At 51.4% G+C, this 15,391-nt stretch carries 15 protein-coding genes and 3 pseudogenes; 14 read left to right on the forward strand and 4 right to left on the reverse strand.

Annotated features, from left to right (window positions below; all coding sequences use genetic code 11):
- The first annotated feature begins 265 nt into the window (after nt 1-265).
- The 5 genes from tnpA to M493_RS01725 all read left to right on the forward strand — a co-directional run bounded on the left by tnpA (nt 266) and on the right by M493_RS01725 (nt 2,844).
- Nucleotides 266-664 carry an IS200/IS605 family transposase gene (gene tnpA, locus M493_RS01710; RefSeq protein ID WP_012748944.1) on the forward strand — a complete coding sequence of 133 codons (399 nt, stop codon included), beginning with the start codon at nt 266-268 and terminating at the stop codon, nt 662-664.
- 12 nt (nt 665-676) lie between these two features.
- Nucleotides 677-1,786 carry an RNA-guided endonuclease InsQ/TnpB family protein gene (locus M493_RS01715; RefSeq protein ID WP_020958543.1) on the forward strand — a complete coding sequence of 370 codons (1,110 nt, stop codon included), beginning with the start codon at nt 677-679 and terminating at the stop codon, nt 1,784-1,786.
- A 144-nt stretch (nt 1,787-1,930) separates the two neighbouring features.
- Nucleotides 1,931-2,122 (forward strand): hypothetical protein, encoded by a 192-nt coding sequence (locus tag M493_RS17445; protein ID WP_023817440.1) that lies wholly within the window; start codon nt 1,931-1,933, stop codon nt 2,120-2,122.
- A gap of 16 nt (nt 2,123-2,138) precedes the next feature.
- On the forward strand, nt 2,139-2,501 hold the full coding sequence (locus M493_RS01720) for a hypothetical protein (protein WP_023817442.1): 363 nt from the start codon (nt 2,139-2,141) through the stop codon (nt 2,499-2,501).
- Nucleotides 2,482-2,844 (forward strand): DUF962 domain-containing protein, encoded by a 363-nt coding sequence (locus tag M493_RS01725; protein ID WP_020958546.1) that lies wholly within the window; start codon nt 2,482-2,484, stop codon nt 2,842-2,844. The genes M493_RS01720 and M493_RS01725 overlap by 20 nt, the downstream gene beginning before the upstream one ends.
- Before the next feature lie 97 nt (nt 2,845-2,941).
- Here M493_RS01725 and M493_RS01730 read toward each other — a convergent pair whose 3' ends face one another.
- A complete protein-coding gene (locus tag M493_RS01730; RefSeq protein WP_020958547.1) occupies nt 2,942-3,832 on the reverse strand; it encodes an Rpn family recombination-promoting nuclease/putative transposase in 891 nt (296 codons plus the stop codon).
- Nucleotides 3,833-4,046: 214 nt separating this feature from the next.
- Between M493_RS01730 and M493_RS01735 the strand changes: the two genes are divergently transcribed.
- The 5 genes and pseudogenes from M493_RS01735 to M493_RS18780 form a co-directional block, all read left to right on the forward strand.
- Nucleotides 4,047-4,586, forward strand: a complete 540-nt coding sequence (locus tag M493_RS01735) for an NfeD family protein (protein WP_020958548.1) — start codon at nt 4,047-4,049, stop codon at nt 4,584-4,586.
- Between the two features lie 21 nt (nt 4,587-4,607).
- Complete coding sequence (locus tag M493_RS01740; RefSeq protein WP_020958549.1) at nt 4,608-6,125, forward strand: flotillin family protein; 1,518 nt, start codon at nt 4,608-4,610, stop codon at nt 6,123-6,125.
- Between the two features lie 144 nt (nt 6,126-6,269).
- Nucleotides 6,270-7,190 (forward strand): diacylglycerol kinase, encoded by a 921-nt coding sequence (locus M493_RS01745; protein ID WP_041267827.1) that lies wholly within the window; start codon nt 6,270-6,272, stop codon nt 7,188-7,190.
- A 77-nt stretch (nt 7,191-7,267) separates the two neighbouring features.
- Entirely contained in the window at nt 7,268-8,641 is a 1,374-nt protein-coding gene (gene rlmD / locus M493_RS01750) for a 23S rRNA (uracil(1939)-C(5))-methyltransferase RlmD (protein WP_020958551.1), read from the forward strand.
- A gap of 36 nt (nt 8,642-8,677) precedes the next feature.
- A pseudogene (locus M493_RS18780) lies at nt 8,678-8,855 on the forward strand (DUF4351 domain-containing protein); the annotation flags it as partial.
- 323 nt (nt 8,856-9,178) lie between these two features.
- Here M493_RS18780 and M493_RS19065 read toward each other — a convergent pair.
- A pseudogene (locus tag M493_RS19065) lies at nt 9,179-9,487 on the reverse strand (transposase); the annotation flags it as partial.
- Between the two features lie 88 nt (nt 9,488-9,575).
- Between M493_RS19065 and M493_RS18785 the strand changes: the two are divergent.
- Nucleotides 9,576-10,078 (forward strand): annotated as a pseudogene (locus M493_RS18785) (RNA-guided endonuclease TnpB family protein); the annotation flags it as partial.
- 45 nt (nt 10,079-10,123) lie between these two features.
- Nucleotides 10,124-11,593: an alanine/glycine:cation symporter family protein gene (locus tag M493_RS01760; protein ID WP_020958552.1), complete on the forward strand. Its 1,470-nt coding sequence runs from the start codon at nt 10,124-10,126 to the stop codon at nt 11,591-11,593.
- Nucleotides 11,594-11,849: 256 nt separating this feature from the next.
- On the opposite strand, the gene M493_RS01770 is transcribed toward M493_RS01760, so the two are convergent.
- On the reverse strand, nt 11,850-12,725 hold the full coding sequence (locus M493_RS01770; protein ID WP_020958554.1) for an SDR family oxidoreductase: 876 nt from the start codon (nt 12,723-12,725) through the stop codon (nt 11,850-11,852).
- Nucleotides 12,726-12,808: 83 nt separating this feature from the next.
- The gene (locus M493_RS01775; RefSeq protein WP_033011350.1) at nt 12,809-13,225 is read right to left on the reverse strand and encodes an Rrf2 family transcriptional regulator; all 417 of its coding nucleotides are present in this window, start codon (nt 13,223-13,225) and stop codon (nt 12,809-12,811) included.
- 236 nt (nt 13,226-13,461) lie between these two features.
- On the opposite strand from M493_RS01775, the gene rlmD (M493_RS01780) reads away from it, so the two are divergent.
- Together rlmD (M493_RS01780) and M493_RS01785 are read left to right on the forward strand one after the other, a co-directional pair.
- Entirely contained in the window at nt 13,462-14,850 is a 1,389-nt protein-coding gene (rlmD, locus tag M493_RS01780) for a 23S rRNA (uracil(1939)-C(5))-methyltransferase RlmD (protein WP_020958556.1), read from the forward strand.
- A 237-nt stretch (nt 14,851-15,087) separates the two neighbouring features.
- Nucleotides 15,088-15,378 (forward strand): CC/Se motif family (seleno)protein, encoded by a 291-nt coding sequence (locus M493_RS01785; RefSeq protein WP_020958557.1) that lies wholly within the window; start codon nt 15,088-15,090, stop codon nt 15,376-15,378.
- The last annotated feature ends 13 nt before the right edge of the window (nt 15,379-15,391 follow it).

Raw genomic sequence — 15,391 nt, forward strand, 5'->3', positions numbered from 1 at the left:
AGGCTTACTCTATTTCCTTATGGATTACACTTATTTTATTTGGTCTCCTCATAATTCTTTTATTCATGAAAAGGAAAGAAAGTGAATGAAAGACATGAACTAAAATATTGGATACCAAAAATTTAACATCTTTCCGAAAGAAGTCTCCCACTTCTAAACGAAGTGAAAGTGGGAGATGAATTTCGGTTAGGTATAGCCTAAAATTGTCTCTTTTTTGTGTGTTATGATATAATCAGTTTTAGAAAAATGAAAGGCTGTTGTATCAATGAAATTAGACAATAATAACCATTCAGTGTTCCTATTGTATTATCATCTTGTGCTGGTTGTAAAATATCGCAGACAAGTGATTGATGATACCATATCTGACTATGCAAAAGATATGTTTGTGAGATTGGGTAAAAATTACAATATTTCCTTGGTCGAATGGAATCACGATATGGACCATGTGCATATTTTGTTCAAAGCACATCCAAATAGTGAATTATCCAAGTTCATCAATGCCTATAAAAGTGCAAGTTCTCGACTGATCAAAAAGCATTTTCCGCAAGTGAAAAGAAAACTGTGGAAAGAATATTTTTGGTCAAGAAGCTTTTGCCTGCTTACAACGGGTGGTGCGCCCATTGAAGTAATCAAAAAATATATCGAAAATCAAGGTATGAAGTGATGTGGTGTCGATATGGCAAACAAAGCCTATCAGTTCCGTCTATACCCAACAAAAGAACAAGAACAACTGCTCGCCAAAACCTTCGGTTGTGTCCGTTTTGTGTATAACAAAATGCTTGAAGAACGCATACAACTGTTTGAAAAGTTCAAGGACGATCAAGAATCCTTGAAACAGCAAACATGTCCGACCCCTGCCAAGTACAAAAAGGAGTTTCCTTGGCTAAAAGAAGTGGACAGCCTTGCGCTGGCAAACGCCCAATTGAATTTGCAGAAAGCGTTTCAACACTTCTTTTCTGGCCGCGCTGGATTTCCCAAGTTCAAAAACCGCAAGGCGAAACAGTCGTACACCACAAATATGGTAAATGGCAACATCAAGCTTTCAGATGGCTATATCAAGCTGCCCAAACTGAAATGGATCAAGTTCAAGCAACACCGGGAGATTCCTGCCCACCATATCATCAAGTCTTGTACGATCACGAAAACCAAAACAGGAAAATACTATATTTCGATTCTCACAGAGTACGAACATCAACCTGCCCTAAAAGAAGTACAAACGGTTGTTGGGCTTGACTTTTCCATGAGTACGCTGTATGTCGATAGCGAGGGTAAGAGAGCCAATTATCCTCGATTCTATCGCAAAGCATTGGAAACATTAGCGAAAGAACAGCGTAAATTGTCTCGTAAAAAGAAAGGCTCGAATCGTTGGCACAAACAGCGTCTGAAAGTAGCGAAGCTGCATGAGAAAATGGCCAACCAGCGCAAGGACTTTCTGCATAAGGAGTCGCACAAATTAGCGAAACGGTATGATTGCGTGGTCATCGAAGACCTCAACATGAAAGGGATGTCACAAGCCCTCCATTTCGGTCAAGGCGTTCATGACAACGGCTGGGGCATGTTCACCACTTTCCTTCAGTACAAGCTGGCCGAACAGGGGAAGAAGCTGATCAAAATCGACAAATGGTTCCCCTCGTCCAAAACGTGTTCGTGCTGCGGTCGAGTCAAGGAGTCTCTATCGCTTTCTGAACGGACATTCCGCTGTGAATGTGGATTCGAGAGCGACAGGGACGTCAATGCGGCCATCAATATCAAACATGAGGGCATGAAACGATTGGCGATCGTCTAATTTGTCCTCGAACCGTGGGGCACACGGGGATCGCTCGGTCAACTTCCCATCATGAGATGGGATTACCCGAGAAGCCCCCACCTCTAAGCGAAGCGTAGGTGGTGGGAGTATGTCACGCTGATCGAAAAGCATGAACTGCCTTCTGTGTACTGGGAAGCACGGTTTCATGGGGATTATCTGTACGTGCTGTTTGAGCCGCAAAACGGGAACAAGGCGGATGATGCAGGGGAAATGAACATCTTCCACCTGCGCACCGCTCAACTTGCCGCCAAGTTTACTGTGCCGAAGCAAAAGCACAACTTGCAGACATTTCACGTGATGGGTGAAATACAATAGGAGTAGGGGGATGACGATGGGACCGAGCATGCCAGTCTGGATGTTGATTGTATACTGGGGGCTAGGCGTGGCCACGTTTATCGCCGGCGTGGCGGCGCTTATGGCGGGAACGATTCGCCGCTCGTATTCGTTGGCGGTCGTGATCGCGGTGCCGTTGTTTTTTCTAAACAACTTCCATACGATCGCCAGGGTCGGCGTCGATGAGTTCACCTACTGGCAGCAATCCCTCATCCAAGGGCAATGGTGGGCGTGGCTGTCGCTTGTGCTGTTTCGGTACATGATCGGGTATTGGGTGCTGCTCGTTCGCGGCATTCGCGGGCGGCGGGCCGCATCGATGGGAGCGAGAGGGGGAAAGGGAGATGGAGTTTCGCGACTATGAAGCGTTTTGGCCGTTCTACTTGACCCAGCACCGCAAACCGGCGACAAGGCGCTGGCATTTTGTCGGAACGAGCTTCGTGTTTTTGTTTGTCATCATCGCGATCCTAACGAGAAACGCATGGTGGCTGCTCGGCGCGCCCGTGGCCGCCTATGCGCTCGCGTGGTTCAGCCACTTTTTCATCGAAGGAAACAAGCCCGCCACCTTCGGCCATCCGCTTTGGTCGCTTCGGGCCGATTTCCGCATGTACGGGCTCATGCTTACGGGCCGGCTTGGGCGGGAGCTGGAGCGGCTCGGGCTTTCCGAGGATCGGGATGTCAGTCAAAATGGATGGGAACAGCGATAAACAGGCCTTTCCCCCTGGGGATTTCTGGATGTTTTGGAGAGATCGGGCGATGATCATATGGAATGGAATATCAGGGAGAAAGCCCCTTGTCTTCGCATTACTTCTTCATTTGTTCAATCTTTTCAGGCGGCAGTCCGGTCAGTTCATGAATCGTGTCGGCATCATATCCTTTTGCCAACATTCGTTTCGCAACATCCATCTTTGCTTTTTCCATTCCTTTTTCCATTCCTTTTTCCATTCCTTTCTCCATTCCTTTCTCCATGCCTCTTTGTTCGTATGAAACGATGAGTTCCATGACTTTGGCGGCCTCCTTCTCCTCCATTGTATTCACCTCATTTCGCAATCGGATTTCTTCTTCCTCCGATAACCGCAAATATGTTTCGAAAAAGCCGAACAACAGCCGCTGTTTCGCCTCATCCAGCTCGAGACGAATGAGCATGCGCAAAAACTCTTTTTTCACTTCGATCCTTTCGTCTTCATTATACCCCATTTTGCTTAACAAAGCGGCGGCGACCGGGTTGTTCTGACGGATGTACTCGCGCCACGGGAGTTTGCGCAATTCTATGGTCAAAAAACGGAAATCGAGAACGGTCAAAAACGGAAACTCCACAGTGAAAGAGGAAGGTTCACCGCGAGTGGCGTCATAGCTGAAGATGGCGATCGGAAGAATACGGCGGCGGTGTTTTTGAAATAAGCGGCTGAAATAAATGAACATTCGCTCTGAAAAAGTGGGTTGGATGTAACTTTGGTGTTCGATGTGGACAATGATCAGCCCATCTTCCCCTTTTAGCTTTGTCTCGACCAATAGATCGACTCGATGTTTTTCCCCTGCAGTAACATCGGTCAACACTTCTTCTGATAAAAAGGAAAGATGGTGAAAGTCAACATGCTCGTATACATGCGGAAAGAAGAGGAGAATGAATTCTTCAAAAAATGTACTTAACAACTCTTTAAACAGGCGATCATGGTCAATGCGCGTTTCTGACATGGTCTCCCTCCCTATGTATTTTTGGATTCCCATCGCTTTATTCGCTCTACACAACGCAAAATCCTGCCTGTCCAAAGCATTTTTCATAGAAGTTTTTTGTTCAAAGAAAGGAAATCGGAAGGAGTGTGTCGAATTTTGATGACATTGGAAAAATGATGAAACCAACCGTTGATCCGCCCGTATCAATAAGTAAAGGCGAAAGGGAGGGAGGGAAATGGTTTTTGGGCATCCGCCTGAGGTCATCTATGGGATCGTGCTCGTAGTCAGCGCGGTGTTGACGATCGTGTATTTTTTCTTTAGTGATGTGCTGGATGGCGTATTGGATGCAGTGGACCACCCGTTGTTCAGTCCGCAGCTGATTTTATCGTTTTTCATTGTCAGCAGCGCAGTCGGGCTGTTGGCGGAATGGTATACCGATTGGGCCTCCAGCTTGATCCTGTGGCTAGGCATCGGTGTGGCGCTTGTCGCGGTGCTGCTTTTGCATTTTTTCGTTTTTTTGCCGCTCCGTTCGGCTGAGGCGTCGCTCGGGTATACGGATGCCGAATTGGAAGGGTCGCTCGCGAAAGTGATCGTCCCCGTGCCGCCTGACGGGTTTGGGGAAATTCTCATTTCCCGCAAAAGCGGGGCGGTGGCGAAAGCGGCGAAAAGCCTCCGTCACGAGGAGATCGCCGCTGGAGAGGAAGTCGTCATCGTGCAAATGGAAAACGGCGTCGCTGTAGTGGCGAAGCACGATCCATACCATGTTTCGATCTAAACAAGGAAAGGGGAAACTGTGATGGCTATGACACCATGGCTTGTGGTGATCGGCGTCGTCGTCTTGCTTCTTGTCGGACTCATCGCCATTTTCATCGCCCGTTACCGCACTGTTGGGCCGGACGAGGCGCTGATCGTCACCGGCAGCTACTTAGGAAGCAAAAACGTCCATATCGATGAATCGGGAAACAAAATTAAAATCGTCCGCGGCGGCGGCACGTTTGTCGTGCCGATTTTCCAACAGGCCGAGCCGCTTAGCCTATTGTCGATCAAGCTTGACGTGCAAACACCGGAAGTGTATACGGAACAAGGCGTGCCCGTCATGGCGGATGGGGTGGCGATCATTAAAGTCGGCAGCTCGATCGGCGAAATCGCGACCGCGGCTGAGCAGTTTTTAGGGAAAACGCGTCAAGATATGGAAAATGAAGCGCGGGAAGTGTTGGAAGGCCACCTCCGCTCCATTCTCGGGTCGATGACGGTTGAAGAAATTTACAAAAACCGCGACAAATTCTCCCAAGAAGTGCAGCGCGTCGCATCCCAAGATTTGGCGAAAATGGGACTCGTCATCGTCTCGTTTACGATCAAAGACGTGCGCGACAAAAACGGCTATCTCGATGCGCTCGGGAAGCCGCGCATCGCCCAAGTGAAGCGCGACGCTGACATCGCCACGGCCGAGGCGGAAAAAGAGACGCGCATCAAGCGCGCCGAAGCGGATAAAGAAGCGCGCAAAGCCGAGCTTGAGCGGCTGACGGAAATCGCCGAAGCGGAGAAAGTCAACCAACTGAAGCTTGCCGAATTCCGCCAAGAACAAGACATCGCCAAAGCGCGCGCCGATCAGGCGTACCATTTGGAAGAAGCGAAGGCGAAACAAGAAGTCATGGCCCAACAAATGCAAATCAAAATCATCGAGCGGCAAAAACAAATTGAGCTTGAAGAAAAAGAAATTTTGCGCCGCGAGCGCCAATACGATTCGGAAGTGAAGAAAAAAGCCGACGCCGAACGCTATGCGATCGAGCAAAAGGCAGCGGCGGAGAAGGCGAAACAAATCGCCGAAGCCGATGCGCAAAAATATCGCGTCGAAACGCTGGCGAAAGCCGACGCCGAGCGCGTCCGCCTCGACGGTTTGGCCAAAGCGGAGGCCGAGAAGGCAAAAGGGGAGGCGGAAGCGGAAATCATCCGCCTGAAAGGTCTTGCCGAAGCGGAAGCGAAACAAAAGATCGCCGAAGCGTTCGAGCGCTATGGTCAGGCGGCCGTGCTCGACATGATCATCAAGATGCTTCCGGAATACGCGAAACAAGTGGCAAGCCCGCTTTCGAACATCGAGAAGCTGACGATCGTCGATACAGGCTCGGGGTCAGGCGGCGGCGCCAACCGTGTCACAGGGTACGCGACGAACTTAATGGCAAGCTTGCAGGAGACGTTGAAAGCGTCGACCGGCCTCGATGTGAAGCAGCTGCTTGAGAACATCGCCCAAGGCGGGGCAGCCGCCAAGCCGATGAGCGCGTCGGCACCGTCTCAAGATGCGAAGGCAAATGAATGATGCCCATCTTATCGCAGCGCCCTTGATCGAAGGGCGCTGTTTTCCGCGGCCATGCTCCCGACATGTTTCGGAGTTGCGCATTGAGCGTTGTTTCGCTATGATGGGAACGAGTGGAATGGAAAAGAAGGAAGTAGGTTGAGGATGATGAAACGAGCTCGAATTATTTACAACCCGACATCAGGGCGCGAGCTGTTTAAGCGCCATTTGCCCGATGTCTTGATCCGGCTGGAAAAAGCGGGCTATGAAACATCGTGCCACGCCACCGAAGGCCCGGGCGATGCGACGAAAGCCGCCCGGCAGGCGGTGGAACGGGAATTTGACCTCGTGATCGCCGCTGGCGGCGACGGAACGATCAATGAAGTCGTCAACGGCATCGCCAATCAGCCGCATCGGCCGAAATTGGGCGTGATCCCTGTCGGCACGACGAACGATTTCGCCCGCGCCATCGGCGTGCCGCGCTCGATCGAAGGGGCGTGCGAGGTGATCGCCACAGGTGAGCCCGTCCCGATTGACATCGGCTGTGTGGCGAACGAAGACAAAACGCGCTATTTCATCAACATCGCGGGCGGCGGGCGCCTGACCGAGCTCACCTACGAAGTGCCGAGCAAGCTGAAAACGATGCTTGGCCAGCTCGCCTATTACTTGAAAGGGATCGAGATGTTGCCGTCCATTAAGGCGACGGAAGCGCAAATTGAGTATGACGGCAAACTGTTTGAAGGCGAAATTATGATGTTTTTAGTCTCGCTTACGAACTCGGTCGGCGGGTTTGAAAAATTGGCGCCCGATTCATCGTTGAATGACGGCCTGTTCGATTTTATCATCGTCAAAAAAACGAACTTGGCGGAATTTGTCCGTCTCGTCACCCTCGCAGCGCGCGGCGAGCACATTAACGACCCGCACGTCATCTACACGAAAGCGAATCGGGTGAAAGTGCGTTCGCCGATGCAATTGAACTTAGACGGCGAATTCGGCGGCATGCTTCCAGGGGAGTTTGTCAACCTATACCGCCATATGGAAGTGTTGATGCCAAAAGAAAAGGCAGAGCAAGTGAGAACAGGGGAGTAAACCTGTTCTTTTCTTATGTCTTGTCGCCCTAAAGGGCACGCTACATATACAAACGAACGGTAGACAGGGGGAACGACATGACGAAACAACAAGCACCAGTCGCCAAAAACGAGTACTATGACGTGACATTCACCGATTTGACCCACGACGGGCTCGGGGTGGCGAAAGTCGACGGCTTTCCGTTGTTTGTAAAGCACGCGCTCCCCGGCGAGCAGGCGAAAGTGAAAGTGATCAAAGTGAAAAAAGGCTACGGGTACGGCCGCCTCATCGAGCTGTACGAACCGAGCCCCGACCGCGTCGAGCCGCCGTGCCCCGTCTATCGCCAATGCGGCGGCTGCCAGCTGCAACACCTCAGCTACGAGGGCCAGCTGAAGGCGAAAGAAAAGCAAGTGAACGACGTGCTTGCCCGCATCGGCAAGTTGGACGGCGTCACCGTCCATCCCGTCATCGGGATGAACGACCCGTGGCGGTACCGAAACAAGGCGCAAGTGCCTGTTGGCGAGCGCGAAGGGGGCTTGGTGGCGGGCTTTTACAAAGAGCGGAGCCACGACATTATCGATATGGACGCTTGCCTGATCCAACAAGAGAAAAACGACGTCGTCGTGCAGACGGTCAAGCGCATCGCCGAGCGCTACGGCATCCCGCCGTATGACGAGGCGGCGCACAAAGGCGTTCTCCGCCATATTGTCGCCCGCTATGGCGCTGCGACGGGCGAGGTGATGGTCGTGCTCATCACCCGCACGGACCGTCTGCCGCACGAACAGGACGTTGTCCGTGACATCGTCCGCGACATCCCGGGCGTGAAATCGATCGTGCAAAACGTCAACCCCGAGCGGACGAACGTCATTTTCGGCGCCAAAACGCGTGTGTTATGGGGAAGCGAGTCGATCACCGACCGCATCGGCGACATCCAATTCGCCATCTCGGCCCGCTCGTTTTACCAAGTCAATCCGGAACAGACGAAAGTGCTGTACGACAAAGCGCTCGAGTACGCGGAGCTCACCGGGCGGGAGACGGTGATCGACGCCTACTGCGGCATCGGCACGATCTCGCTCTTTTTGGCGCGTAAAGCGAAACACGTCTACGGCGTCGAAATCGTCCCCGAAGCGATCGAAGACGCCAAGCGCAACGCGGCGCTCAACGGCATCACGAACGTGACGTTTGCGGTCGGGGCCGCCGAAGACGTCATCCCGCGCTGGTACGAAGAAGGCATCCGCGCCGACTGCCTCGTCGTCGACCCGCCGCGCAAAGGCTGCGACGCCTCGCTGCTTGAGACGATCATCGCCATGAAACCGCCCCGCGTCGTCTACGTCTCGTGCAATCCGGCAACCCTCGCCCGCGACTTGCGCCTCTTAGAAGACGGCGGCTACGAAACGCTCGAAGTCCAGCCCGTCGACATGTTTCCCCATACGGCGCATGTCGAGTGTGTGGCGAAGGTTCGGTTGAAATAAGGCAACAGGCCGGTTGACCCGGCCTTTTTGTTTGCGGTCCAATTGCGCAAACTGCCATGGCGTGGGTGGCAATCCCGTCGCCGCTGTCTTGTTAAGCAAAATAGGGTATAGTGAAGATGAGAAGGTGGAAGTGAAAATGAATTTTGTGCGCATGCTCGTCCGCCTCGAGCTCGATGGGGCGGAGCAGCGTCTGTCGCTTGGCTTTTTCCAAACACCGAGGCATCGGTTGTTGGGTGGTCCTTCAATCCCCAATCAAAACCATATCAGACGTCCGGGAAGACGCAGTGTTTCATGCTTTCAAGTGGTATTATGTCAAGAAAATAGACACGTAAAATCGAGAAAAATTTTAAAACCCTAATACCGCACTTCGTTTAGTGGCCTCTTGAGAAGGAGAACGGTTTGATAAACCCTCTCCCTTCTCAAGAGGAAAGATGCCCCTTATATCGTGATTTGCGGAGAGAAGCGTTGCTGCTTTTTGCCTTGCTGATGCATCTTCTCATACTCCACCGGAGACATGTACTCATTAGGGGAATGAATTCGCTCGACATTATTAAAAATTACTTCTGGTTTTTGGTGAAGATGCTCTCATGGCCTTTTTTAAGATCGCGTTTTCCTCCTCCAGATCACGAATGCGTTTTTGAAGTTCACGCTTTTCACGATCTTCTGGCTTGAGGTTTCCGCTCCCGACAAAGCTATGCTCAGCATCTTTTTTATAATCTGCTACCCATTTATGAAGAGTTTTTGGCGAAATATCGAGTTGTCTTGCGGTTTGAGCGACCGCCTTTCCTTCCTCGACACTAATTTTACTGCATGTATTTTGAATTCTTTATCAAAACGTCTAGCCATTATAGACACTCCCTATGATTGATAGATTTACCATACATTTCTCTATTCGTTGTGTCTATAATCTAGACTAACATCAACTTGCGGTGCGATCGGAAACAAAGAGTCCCGCTGGATGAAGGATGTGAACCACAAAATCAGCCGTCAAATGGTCAACTTTGCGCTTGCCAATGGTGTTGGCATCATTCGCATGGAAGAGTTGACAGGCATTCGAAAACGAGCAGCGTCAACGAAAGAAGCAGGACTCATTCGTGGGCGTTCCATCAACTGCAAACGATAATTGCCTATAAAGCCGAAAAGGCAGGCATTCGGGTCGAGTGGGTGAATCCGACCTATACGAGCCAAACGTGCAAGTGTGGTCATCGAGAGAAAGAGAACCGAAAAGGCATCCGCTTCCGTCAGGGCGGATTCACTTGCCCTTGCCTCATCCTAATTATTTTTCTTGGAAAGTTATTTCGAAAAAAGTTCGAAACAAGCCGCTCATTTTTTTATACAAGGACAATTTTAGGATATATAAAGAAAATAAAGAAAAAAATGATATATAAAAAAATTATTGAAGCCAAAGTGTGTGATATTTATAATATTATTTGGTAGTTTGTTATACAACAAGCATAATCGACTGGCATAGGAGGGATTGGTTTGATTGAAAAGCTTGTGGAAACGGTGAACGGGTGGCTGTGGAGCCCCTTTTTGATTGCTTTCATTGTTTGTTGTGGTTTGTATTTTAGCATTCGCACCCGTTTCCTGCAAATTCGCCATGTGAAAGAGATGATCCGGCTTGTGACGACCGGGAAGGGCTCTGACGCGGGGGTCTCGTCCTTTCAAGCGTTAACGATGTCTTTATCCGGCCGCATTGGGGTCGGGAACGTCGCCGGAACGGCAACGGGGATTGCCTACGGGGGACCGGGCGCTGTCTTTTGGATGTGGGTCATTACGTTTATCGGCGCGGCGACGGCGTATGTCGAGTCGACGCTGGCGCAAATTTATAAAGAGGAACGAGACGGGCAGTACCGGGGCGGTCCGGCTTTCTATATTGAAAAGGGCCTTGGCTGGAAATGGTTTGCGGTGGTGATTGCCGCGGCGATCCTTCTCTCCATGGCGGTGTTGATGCCGGGGATTCAAGCGAATTCGATCGCGGATGGGTTTTCGAATGCGTTTGGCATTCCGAAGCTGATTACAGGAATTATTGTCATTTCGATTCTTGGTTTTACGATTTTTGGAGGGGTAAAGCGGATTGCCAGAACGGCGGAAATTGTCGTTCCGTTTATGGCCGCTGGCTATTTGTTGGTGGCGATTGCGATCATTGCGGTGAATATTGAAAAAGTCCCCGATGTTTTTGGCCTAATTTTCAAAAGCGCGTTCGGCGCTGATCAAGTGTTTGGCGGAATTCTTGGATCGGCCGTGATGTGGGGCGTCAAACGCGGCCTTTACGCCAATGAAGCTGGTCAAGGGACAGGCGCTCATCCGGCGGCGGCGGCGGAAGTATCCCACCCGGCCAAGCAGGGACTTGTGCAAGCGTTTTCAATCTATTTGGATGTGTTCTTAGTCGTGACAGCGACTGCACTGATGATTTTATTTACTAACCAGTATAATGTCATTAATGAAAAAACCGGGGAGCCGATTGTCGTCAACCTTGAAGGGGTAGAACCGGGTGCAGGGTATACGCAAGCGGCGGTGGACACCCTCTTCCCGGGATTTGGCTCGGCGTTTATTGCGATTGCCCTTTTCTTCTTTGCGTTTACGACGATGTACGCCTATTACTATATTGCCGAGACGAACCTCGCTTATCTGGTGCGCAGTGAAAAGAGGGGGATGGCCTTCTTTGCCCTCAAAGTGATCTTTTTGGCCGCCACTTTCTACGGAACGGTCAAAACGGCGACGACGGCGTGGGCGATGGGCGACATCGGGCTTGGAATCATGGTTTGGCTCAACTTGATCGCGATCTTGTTGTTGTTTAAACCGGCCTATATTGCGCTAAAAGATTATGAGGAGCAGCTGAAGCAAGGCAAGGATCCGGAATTCAATGCGTCAAAATACGGGATCAAGAACGCGACATTTTGGGAAAATGGGTATACGAGAGTGGACGAAAAGAAGGAACAAGCGTTATAAGCCATCATACGTTGTAGAGTTGGAGGTGTCCCGCTGCGTTCGGGACACCGTTTTTGTGCGTCCGGCATCCTGGGAATGGCCGCTTTGGAATCCTGCTAGGCAAAGCGGATATTGGGAAAAAAAGGTTGGCAACAGGAGATGATGACGAAACGGTTGATGAGCTGACGGGGATGGCGGTCGGGAAGATGGAAAAGGGGAGAGGGGGAGGAAGTTTGTTTCGTAAAAAAACCGGCCGCAGGGCCGGTTTTTGTGGAAATTAATGGGTTGTTCCCTTTAGGTCACGAACAAGTTGGGCCAGCGCGTCGTGAATCGGCGTCACCGGTCTGCCGAGCAGTTTTTCAAAGTCGTTGCTTTCGATTTCTAAGGAGCCTTCGCGGATGCCGCGTTGAATGTCCACGAGAAACGACACGAGCGGATCGGGCAAACCAGCCTTTTTCATGATATCAGCATAAGCAGCATCGTCGACTTGTTGCACCGGCACGTCTTTGCCTAAGACGGCGCCGAGGGCGGCGGCGAGTTCTTCTTGGGTCATGAGGGGGCCGGAAAGTTCGTAAATTGTGTTTTCATGGCCATCTCCGGCGAGGACGGCAGCGGCGGCTTCGGCGTAGTCTTGGCGAAGGGCCCAGCCGACTTTGCCTGTCCCGGCTGATGTCACCCAAGGCGCTCCGGCGAGGACGGCTTGAACGGTTCCGATTTCGTTTTCCAAATACCAGTTGTTGCGCAAAAAGGAGTACGGAATGCCGGTGTTTGCGATGGCTTCTTCCGTCACCCGATGCACTTCGGCCAAGGCGAGCCGGCTTTCATTCGCATTCGCCAGGCTTGTGTACGCAATGAATCCGACTTGGGTGCGTTGGGCGGCGTTGACGGCATTTGTGTGCTGGCGGATTCTTGTTTCGTTGTCTCCGTCGGTGGAGATGATCAACAGCCGGTCAATCCCTTGAAAGGCTGTCTCCAACGTTTCGGGGCGGTCAAAATCGCCATGGCGAACGTCGACTCCGCGGGCCCGAAGATGTTCGGCTTTTTCCGGCTGGCGGACGCTGACGGCCAGTTGGTGAGCCGGAACGGATTTCAACAGCGTTTCGACGACTTTCGTTCCTAATTTTCCGGTTGCCCCGGTGACTAATATGTTCATACGCCTAGACCTCCTCATTTGTTTTGTTATAACCAGTTTGGTTACAACCAATGTATAAATAAAAGCCCTGTTAAGAGCTTTTATTATTGAAATTGAGCGATCAGCCGGCTGATCGTCGTTTGCGAAAGCCGCTCTTCCATGGCCGCCTGCGCCGCTTTCAGTTCGGCTTGCAGAACCGCCTCGATATTCCGCCCGACCGGGCACTGAATGTTCGGATGTTCATGGATGCGAAACAGTTGATCCGTTTCCACGACACGGACGGCCCGATACACGTCTAACAGCGTGATTTGGTCGGGAGGTTTGCGCAGCGAAGCGCCGCCGACTCCAGGGCGGACGTCAACCAACCCCGCTTTTTTTAACATGCCCATAATTCGACGGATGATGACGGGGTTTGTATTGACGCTCTGCGCGATGAAATCTCCGGTGCAATCGGCCGGGCTGGTCGCAAGCAAGCAAAGGATGTGCACGGCCATCGAAAATCGTGTGCTAATTTGTTTCACGTAAAACACCACCGTTGTAACCATTATAGTTATATCTTCGGGAAAAGTCAACTTTGGTGCTGGCCGTTTTGGATCAATCGTGCTTCCGGTCGGAAAGGGATAAATCCCCGCCAAAGGTGGCGCCGGAAGGGAAGAGGAGGGAATGCCGTGACGGAAAGGTGCTTTGGATTCGCCCGCTGATCGTGTACAATACATAAAGGGTGACAACATCGTTCATCTCGAAAGGAGGAAAGCCATTGACGAATGGCGAAAAGCAATCATTCATTGCCGACATCCATGAGTTAGATAAAAAAGGAGCCGGGCAGGCGGTTGTTTGGCATGAGCGTGACGGGAAGCAAAAGAAGTTGAAAGTTACCGTACCGTCGACGCTTCCCGGCGAAAAAGTGCGGGTCGTGATCAACGAGCCGAAACGGCGCCGGGCGAACGCCCGCTTGGAAGAAGTGATGGAGCCGCACCCGGAACGGCTTGAACCGCTATGTCCGCATTTTGACCGTTGCGGCGGCTGTGTGTGGCAGCACTGGCACTATGAAGGGCAGCTGCGGCATAAGACCGAACAGGTAAAGGCGTTCCTTGTGAAGCACGGATTTGATCCGGACGTTGTGCGTGAGACGATCGGGATGGAGCGCCCATGGCGTTACCGCAATAAAATGGAGTTTACGTTTTCTCCGGAAGGCTTGCTCGGCCTGCACGAGCAAGGCAACTTCCGGCAAATCATTTCGCTTGAGACGTGCCTGATCGCCGGAGAAACGATGGTCGAAGCGGCGATGGAAGTGGCGCGTTGGGCTCGCGATCATCAATTGACGGGGTATAACAAAGACACGCATGAAGGGTTGCTTCGCCACTTGATGGTGCGCGAGTCGTTTGCGACAGGAGAGTTGATGGCGGCGCTTTTTGCGACCGAGGCGCCGGAAGGGGAGCTGTCGGCAGCGGCGGCCGATTTGACGGAGCGGATGACGAACAAGTTTCCGCAGCTGAAAAGTTTGCTTTGGCTTGAAAACCGGGCGTGGGCCGACCGCACCCAGGCGGAGAAAACGCACGTATTGGCCGGGCGCGATTTCATTTACGACGAATTGTGCGGATTTCGCTACCGCCTTTGGTTTGATACGTTTTTCCAAACGAACCCGGTGCAGGCAGCCAAACTCGTTGAACTCGCGTTGGAGATGGGAGAGCCGAAGCCGCATGAGAAGATGATTGATTTGTTCTGCGGGGTCGGCACGTTTTCCCTGCCGTTTGCCAAGCGGGTGAAGGCGTTGGCCGGCATTGAAATCGTCGAGACGTCGATTGAATCGGCGAAACGAAACGCGAAAGACAACGGCATTGACAATACGTACTTTTTGGCGCGGGATGCGCGGCGCGGGATTGATGAAGTGTTGGAGCAGTTCGGGCGGCCGGAGCTGTTGCTTTTGGATCCTCCGCGTTCCGGCGCGGGCGGAAAAGTGATGCGAAAAATCGGCCGGGCCCAGCCGGAGCGGGTCGTGTACGTCTCGTGCAATCCGGAGACGTTTGCGGCCGATATTGCGGAATTCGTTCCGTTCGGCTATACATTGAAAACCGTTCAACCGGTCGATATGTTTCCCCATACAGCGCACGTCGAGTGCTGTGCGTTGCTTGTCAAATCATCATAAATCAGGAAAAGCCCGTTCCCCTAAGTGAGGGGGAAACGGGCTTTATGATTGTCGATTGGAAAGTCTTTCACCTCCCGGCGTGGCATAAGGGGATAATAGCAAAAAACGGCCCATATTCGCGATTGTTTCGATCGGAAGCGGAAGAAAAAGGTTATATTTTTCAACTACACGAATGTATAATATAATGTGCTGAATATACAGAAAAAATAATCAATTCTTAATAAGGCGGGATGAGCGGTGGATTACTCCATTTCCATCGACGACAAGGCGAGGGAATGGTTGAAGAGAAAAGGCGGTGTACTGACCATTTCAAAGTTTCAAGCGGCCCATTGTTGTGTCCCGGGATCGGAACTTTGGATTGAATTTCGAAAGCCTGAAAATGAAAGCCTTTATGAAAAGATTGTGCAAGAGGGGATTACGTGTTTTATAGAAAAAGGGTTAGAGTGTAAACAAAACCATCTGCAGATAAAGATGGCCCGCTCCCCTTTTTTTAACACGATTCGGGTGGAAGGGTTCAAATATTTTTAAAGAAGGGGAAGAT

This window comes from Geobacillus genomosp. 3 (assembly GCF_000445995.2).
Classification (GTDB): Bacteria; Bacillota; Bacilli; order Bacillales; family Anoxybacillaceae; genus Geobacillus.

What these genes read in the sequence shown, in the direction of transcription:
- M493_RS01715 (WP_020958543.1), top strand. Translation starts at nt 677, where the DNA reads ATGGCAAACAAAGCCTATCAGTTCCGTCTATACCCAACAAAAGAACAA.
- M493_RS01720 (WP_023817442.1), top strand. Translation starts at nt 2,139, where the DNA reads ATGGGACCGAGCATGCCAGTCTGGATGTTGATTGTATACTGGGGGCTA.
- M493_RS01730 (WP_020958547.1), bottom strand. Translation starts at nt 3,832, where the DNA reads ATGTCAGAAACGCGCATTGACCATGATCGCCTGTTTAAAGAGTTGTTA.
- M493_RS01725 (WP_020958546.1), top strand. Translation starts at nt 2,482, where the DNA reads ATGGAGTTTCGCGACTATGAAGCGTTTTGGCCGTTCTACTTGACCCAG.
- M493_RS01740 (WP_020958549.1), top strand. Translation starts at nt 4,608, where the DNA reads ATGGCTATGACACCATGGCTTGTGGTGATCGGCGTCGTCGTCTTGCTT.
- M493_RS01735 (WP_020958548.1), top strand. Translation starts at nt 4,047, where the DNA reads ATGGTTTTTGGGCATCCGCCTGAGGTCATCTATGGGATCGTGCTCGTA.
- M493_RS01745 (WP_041267827.1), top strand. Translation starts at nt 6,270, where the DNA reads ATGAAACGAGCTCGAATTATTTACAACCCGACATCAGGGCGCGAGCTG.
- M493_RS01770 (WP_020958554.1), bottom strand. Translation starts at nt 12,725, where the DNA reads ATGAACATATTAGTCACCGGGGCAACCGGAAAATTAGGAACGAAAGTC.
- tnpA (WP_012748944.1), top strand. Translation starts at nt 266, where the DNA reads ATGAAATTAGACAATAATAACCATTCAGTGTTCCTATTGTATTATCAT.
- rlmD (WP_020958551.1), top strand. Translation starts at nt 7,268, where the DNA reads ATGACGAAACAACAAGCACCAGTCGCCAAAAACGAGTACTATGACGTG.